Source organism: Corallococcus exercitus (assembly GCF_003611585.1).
GTDB lineage: Bacteria > Myxococcota > Myxococcia > Myxococcales > Myxococcaceae > Corallococcus > Corallococcus exercitus.
On record NZ_RAVW01000522.1, the window covers coordinates 1 to 6,080 of the forward strand.

At 75.1% G+C, this 6,080-nt stretch carries 2 protein-coding genes; both read left to right on the forward strand.

Annotated elements, in window-relative coordinates; genetic code table 11:
* Positions 1-65: 65 nt before the first annotated feature.
* A complete protein-coding gene (locus D7W79_RS37535; protein ID WP_120530073.1) occupies positions 66-1,949 on the forward strand; it encodes a lipase maturation factor family protein in 1,884 nt (627 codons plus the stop codon).
* A gap of 140 nt (positions 1,950-2,089) precedes the next feature.
* Positions 2,090-6,080: protein kinase domain-containing protein (locus D7W79_RS37540; protein WP_120530074.1), on the forward strand; the 3,991-nt coding region annotated here is incomplete at its 3' end.

Genomic DNA, 6,080 nt, shown 5'->3' on the forward strand with positions numbered 1-6,080 from the left:
CCGCCACCCCCTTCGCATCCCGCCCGCCGCGCGCACCTTTGTCATTCGGACGAAGGAGACACCTGATGCGCGCGACGACCGGCGAGTCGAGACCGCTCGTGCTGTTCGATGGGGACTGCGGCTTCTGCAAGCGCTGGGTGGCACGCTGGCGCCAGGACACCGGGGGCCGCGTGCGCTTCGCGGCGGGGACCGGCTGGCTGCGCGCGCTGCTGGGCATTCCGAAGGAGGACATGCGGCGGGCGATGCAGCTGGTGGAGCCGTCGGGGCGCCGCTCGTCCGGCGCGGAGGCCGTCTTCCGCATGCTCGCCTGGTCGCCCCGCTGGAGCACGCGCGTCGCGGCGCGGCTGGGCCTGCTGCCCGGCGTGCGGCAGGTGGCGGGCGCGGTGTACTCGGTCATCGCGCACAACCGCCGGCGCGCGTCGCGCTGGGACACGTGGTTGTTCAGCCGCGTGACGGAGCCCGCGGAGCACCGGCTGGTGCGCTGGGCCTTCATGCGGCTGTTGGGCGGCACGTTCCTCATCGCCTTCACGTCGCTGGGGAAGCAGGTGCTGGGGCTCTACGGAGAGAAGGGCATCCGGCCCATCCGCGACGTGGCGCAGTCCGAGCGCTATGCCGCGCAGGGCCGGTGGCGCCGTCCCTCCGTGTTCTGGAAGGACGCGTCGGACGCGGCGCTGGTGCGCGGCTGCCGCGTGGGGCAGGGCCTGTCGCTGGCGCTGCTCCTCAACGTGGCCCCGCGTCTGAGCGCGGGCGCGCTGTGGGGCCTGTACCTGTCCTACGTGTCGCTGGGGCGCGAGTTCCTGTCGTTCCAGTGGGACGTGCTGCTCCTGGAGATGGGGCTGCTGGGCACGCTCACCGCGCCGGGCGGCGTGCGGCCCGGGCTGGGCAAGCGGGACGTGTCCGCGCTGGAGGTGTTCCTCTTCCGGATGCTCGTGTTCCGCCTCTACTTCGGGTCGGGCGTGAGCAAGTTCCACTCGGGGGACCGGACGTGGCGCGAGCTGAGCGCGTGCGACGTGTACTTCGAGACCGCGCCCCTGCCCACGCGCGGAGGCTGGGCCGCGCACCAGCTTCCACGTTCGGTGCGCCACGCGGGCACGGCGGCGGTGCTGGCGGCGGAGACGGCGGTGCCCTTCCTCGCGTTCGGTCCCCGGCGCGTGCGGCAGGCCGCCTTCGGCGTCTTCTCCGCGTTGCAGGCGGCCATCATGGCCACGGGCAACTACGGCTTCTTCAACGTCCAGTCTCTGGCCCTGGGCCTGTGGCTGCTGGACGACGCGGCCCTGCGGCGCGTGCTGCCGGAGGGCCTGTGGCGCGACGCGAAGCCCGCGCGGCGGCCGTCGGTGCTGGACACGGCGCTGTCCACGGTCACGGCGGTGCCGGTGCTCACGCTGGGCACGGTGGAGCTGCTGCGCCGGATGGGGTGGTGGCCGCGCGGCCCGGAGCGCCTGGTGCGGGCGGTGGACTGGCTGGAGGACCGGATGGTGCCGCTGCACTCGGTGAACGCCTACGGCCTGTTCGCGGTGATGACGGTGGACCGGCCGGAGATCACCGTGGAGGGCTCGGACGACGGCGTGCACTGGGTGGCGTACCCGTTCCGCTACAAGACCTCCGCGGTGGACCAGCCTCCGCGCCAGGTGGCCCCGCACCAGCCCCGGCTGGACTGGCAGATGTGGTTCGCCGCGCTGGGGTCGCCGCCCTCGTGGTTCCTGGCCCTGCTGGAGCGGCTGCTGGAGGGCTCGCCGGAGGTGCTGGAGTTGTTCGCGTCCAACCCCTTCCCGGACCGTCCGCCCCGGATGGTGCGGGCGGTGCTCCACGACTACCGGATGACGTCCCCGGAGGAGCGCCAGCGCACCGGGGCCTGGTGGAAGCGGGAGCGGCGCGGGCTGTATGTGTCGCCGCTGACCCTCGCGCCCGGGTCATCCGAGCAGGCGGGGCGGCTGACCTGGTACGTCTGAACAGCGTCCGGGACCCCACCCGTCACGCCCGGTGCGTCAGGACCCCACACGGCGGCGCGAAGGGTGAATGCTTGCCGGTGTGAAAGCGGGGCGCCGGGGACTGGCGGGGGATGGGGATCGCTGGGTACGGTGCAAGGGCGATGGTGTCCGGTGCTTCGTCTTCCCTCATCTTCGGCAGGTACGCGGTGCTGCGCCGCGTGGCCGTGGGGGGCATGGGGGAGATCTTCCTGGCACGTCAGGTGGGCGTGAGCGGCTTCGAGCGCCCCGTCATCCTCAAGAGCCTGCTGCCGGACCTGCTGGAGCACGAGGGCTCGGTGGAGATGTTCCTCGACGAGGCCCGCGTCGCGGCGCACCTGAACCACCCGAACGTCGTCTCGCTGTACGAGGTCGGCGCGTGGCAGGGCACGTTCTACATCGCCATGGAGTACATCGAGGGCGAGAACCTGGGCCGCCTGGCGAAGGCGGCGCAGCGGGCCGGAACGCCGCTGCCCCACCGCGTCTGCGCGCAGATGATCCGCGACGCGGCGCTGGGGCTGGACCACGCGCACCACGCGCGTGACAACCAGGGCGCGCCGCTGGAATTGGTGCACCGGGACATCAGCCCGCAGAACATCATGGTGCGCCTGGACGGCCTGACGAAGGTGGTGGACTTCGGCGTGGCCAAGGCGACCATCCGCGCCAGCCGCACGCGCACGGGCGTGCTCAAGGGCAAGCTGCGCTACATGTCGCCGGAGCAGGTGCGCAACGAGCCCGTCTCCGGCACCAGCGACCAGTTCGCGCTGGGCGTCGTGCTGTGGGAGCTGTGCACGCGCCGGCCGTTCATCGACACGGACAACCCCGCGGAGGCCATGCGGAGAATCGCCCTGGCGGCGGTGCCTCGGCCCTCGCAGTTCGTGGAGGGGCTGTCGCCGCTGCTGGAGCAGATCATCCTGCGCATGCTCCACCGCGCGCCCGCGCAGCGCTTCGCCCGGTGCTCCGACGTGGCGCGCGCGCTCCAGTCCTATCTGGATGAAGTGCCGGAGGCGCCGGGGGAGAGCGTCTCCGCGGTGGTGACGCGGCTGGTGGGCGACACGGTGCTCGCGCGGCTGCGTGACGCGGCCATCGGAGAGCCCGGGCTGCCCCAGGTCCGCGAGCCCTCCAGCGTGTCGTGCCCGCGCTGTGGCCAATCCACCAGCGCGACCAACCGCTTCTGCCCCGCGTGCGGCAACTCGCTCACGCCCGCGTCCGGGGGGCCCGCGCCGAAGTCGCTCACGCCCGTCTCCGGAGCCCCGGCGCCGAAGCTGGCGAGGATGCCCGTGCTGCGCGAGCCGCCCGTGCACCTGGGCGACGAGGACATCCCGGACGCGCCGACGGCCAAGGCGCCCGCCGCCCGTCGCGACGACGGCGCCGTGCACGAGCCGCCCACCGACCCGACGATGGAGGTGCCCGCGCCGCTGGCCGCCGCCCTGGCCGAGGCGTCACCGTCCTCCGAGGAAGACGACGGGCCCCCGGCCCTGGGAGACGAGGCCCCGGGCCCCACGGTGAAGATCCGCGCGATGGACGCGCAGGCGCAGATGCGCAGGCTCACGCTGCTGGTGGTCGTGGGCGAGCCGGCCCACGCAGCCCGGCTGCGCGAGGCGGTGGCGCAGGCCGCGGTGCGCCACCACGTGGAGGCGGTGGCGCTGTCGGACACGCGCTGGTGTCTGCCTTTCGGCCTGCCGCAGGCGCGTCCCGATGATGCGACGCGGGCGCTGAAGTGCGCGGAAGACCTGGGGAGTGCCGGGCCCGGTGTGCGGCGGGGCCTGGAGTCCGGCGTGGTCCGTGTGAGCGCGGAGACTGGAGCGCCCCGTCCGTCCGGCCTGGAGGCCGGCGTGGTCCGCGTGAGCGCGGAGACTGGAGCGCCCCGGTCGTCCGGTCTGGAGCCCGGCGGCGTACGCGTGAACACGGAGGGCGGGGCACCCCGGCTGTCTGGCCTGGGGCTGGAGCGGACGCAGGCGCTGGCGGACGCGGCGGCGCCGGGAGAGTTGCTCGTGGGCGCCTCGGTGAAGGCGCTGCTGGTGGAGGCGGGCGGGGTGCGCATCGGCGTGGCGCGCGAGCTGCCCGGCGGCACGGCGTGGCGGGTGGAGTCCGGCGTGCCCGCGGCCCGCGTGGACACCCTGGTGGGGCGCGACGAGGCGCTGGCCCAGGCGCGGGCGGTGGTGGACTCGGCGCGCAAGGGCGAGGGTGGCGCGCGGCTCTTCGTGGGGCCCACGGGCGTGGGACGCAGCCGCTTCCTGGAGGCGGTGGCGGAGCTGGCCACGGGCACGTCGCCGCGCGTGGTGTACGCGTGGGGCGGAGACCCCCGCTCCGCCGGAGCGCTGGGGCTGTGGCGCACGGTGTTCGCCGCGCTGTCGCGGGCCGCGACGGGCGGAGAGGCGACGCAGCCGCCGCTGTCGGGCCTGGGCTTCTCCGAACCGGAGGCCGCGGCGCTCTGGCGGAGGCTTGCGCGGGGCGCGCCGGTGGGCGGACACCTGCCCGCGGGAGACGGGGCGCTGGTGGACGCGCTCCAGCGCGTGGCGAAGCCGTCCGGCCTGCTGCTGCTGGTGGACGACGTGCACCGCGTGGACGGCCCGTCGCTGGAGCTGCTCGCGGGCGTGCTCGCGGCGAAGGACACGGGCGTGGCGCTGGTGGCCACGGGTGACGTGGACGCGGTGCCCACGGCGCTGGCGTCCCTGCCCGTGACGGTGCTGGAGGGACTGTCACCGTCGGAGCTGAACGCGCTGCTCACCGCGAGTCTGGGCATGGCCCTGTCGCCCTCGCTGGAGCGGGCGGTGGCGGACCGGGTGCGCGGCAATCCCGCGCATGCGCTGGCGCTGGTGCGGCTGCTGGTGGCGGTGGGCGTGTTGCAGCGCACGGAGGGCGGCTTCCAGGCCAATGGCCCGCTGACCGCCGCGCTGCTGCCCCAGGGGCTGGGACAGGCGCTGGGAGCGCGGTTGGAGCTGCTGCCCGCCGCGTCGCTGCGCTTCCTCCAGCGGGCCGCGGTGGAGGGCTCGCTCTTCTCCGCGGAGCTGGTGCGCGCGTCGCTGACGGCCCCGGATGGCGCGGAGGTGCTGGACGACACGGAGTGGGTGGTGCCCGTGCCCCAGCAGCCCGGCGTCTTCCGCTTCACACGCGAGGAGGCGCGGCAGGTGCTGCGCGAGCGCCTGTCGCCCCCACAGCTGCGCGGCGCGCACCAGGAGCTGGCGGAGACGCTGGAGCAGGAGGCCTTCATGCAGGAGCCGGCCCGCGAGGTGCGGGTAGCGGATCACCTGCTGGGCGCGGACGCCTCCGGCGCGCCGGCCGCGTGCGAGCGGGCGGGAGACTGGTTCGCGGCGCGCGGCGAGTGGCGCGCGGCGGTGGACTTCTACCGCTGGGCCCTGGGCCGCACGCCCGGCGCGACGGCGACGGTGGTGCGCTGGCAGCTGGACGTGCTCGCGCGCGCGGCGGGATGTCTCACGCAGACGGACCCCGCCGCCGTGGACGGGCTGGTGACGCCGTGGCTGGACCGTGTGCCGGTGATGCAGACGCCCGGCAGGTGGGCGGAGGCCGCGCGGCGCCTGGCCGTCGCGGAGCTGAAGCTGGGGCGCGTGGACGACGCGGAGGTGCGCCTCAGCATGGCGCAGGGGCCGGCGGGCGCGGATCCGGAGGTCGAGGCCCTGGTGCTGGGCGAGCTCGCGAGGGTGCGCGAGGCCAAGGGCGAGACGACGGCGGCGGTGGAGCTGCTGGCGCGGGCCTTCCAGCGCATGGGGAACCGGACGCCGCAGTCGGCGGACTTCTTCTGGGAGCACTACCTCCTCCTGGGGCGGCTTCAGCAGCGGCTGGGGCAGCTGGACCGGGCACGGGTGGCCTTCACGCGCGCGGCGGAGCAGGCGCGGTCGGTGGGCAGCGCGGTGGGTCAGGCGCGGGCGCTGTCGCAGCTCGCGGGCCTGCGGGTCCTCGCGGGCGAGCCGGCCCAGGCGCTGTCGGACCTGGAGCGCGCGCTCGCCCTGGCCGAGCAGGGCGGGGATGCCCAGGAGGTGGCGCGCATCCACTTCAACGCCGGGCGTCTGCTGGTGGCCGGCGGGCGGGTGTCGGACGCGCGCGAGCGGCTGGAGCAGGCGAGGGAGCGCGCCCGGGTGGCGGGCTGGCGGGAGG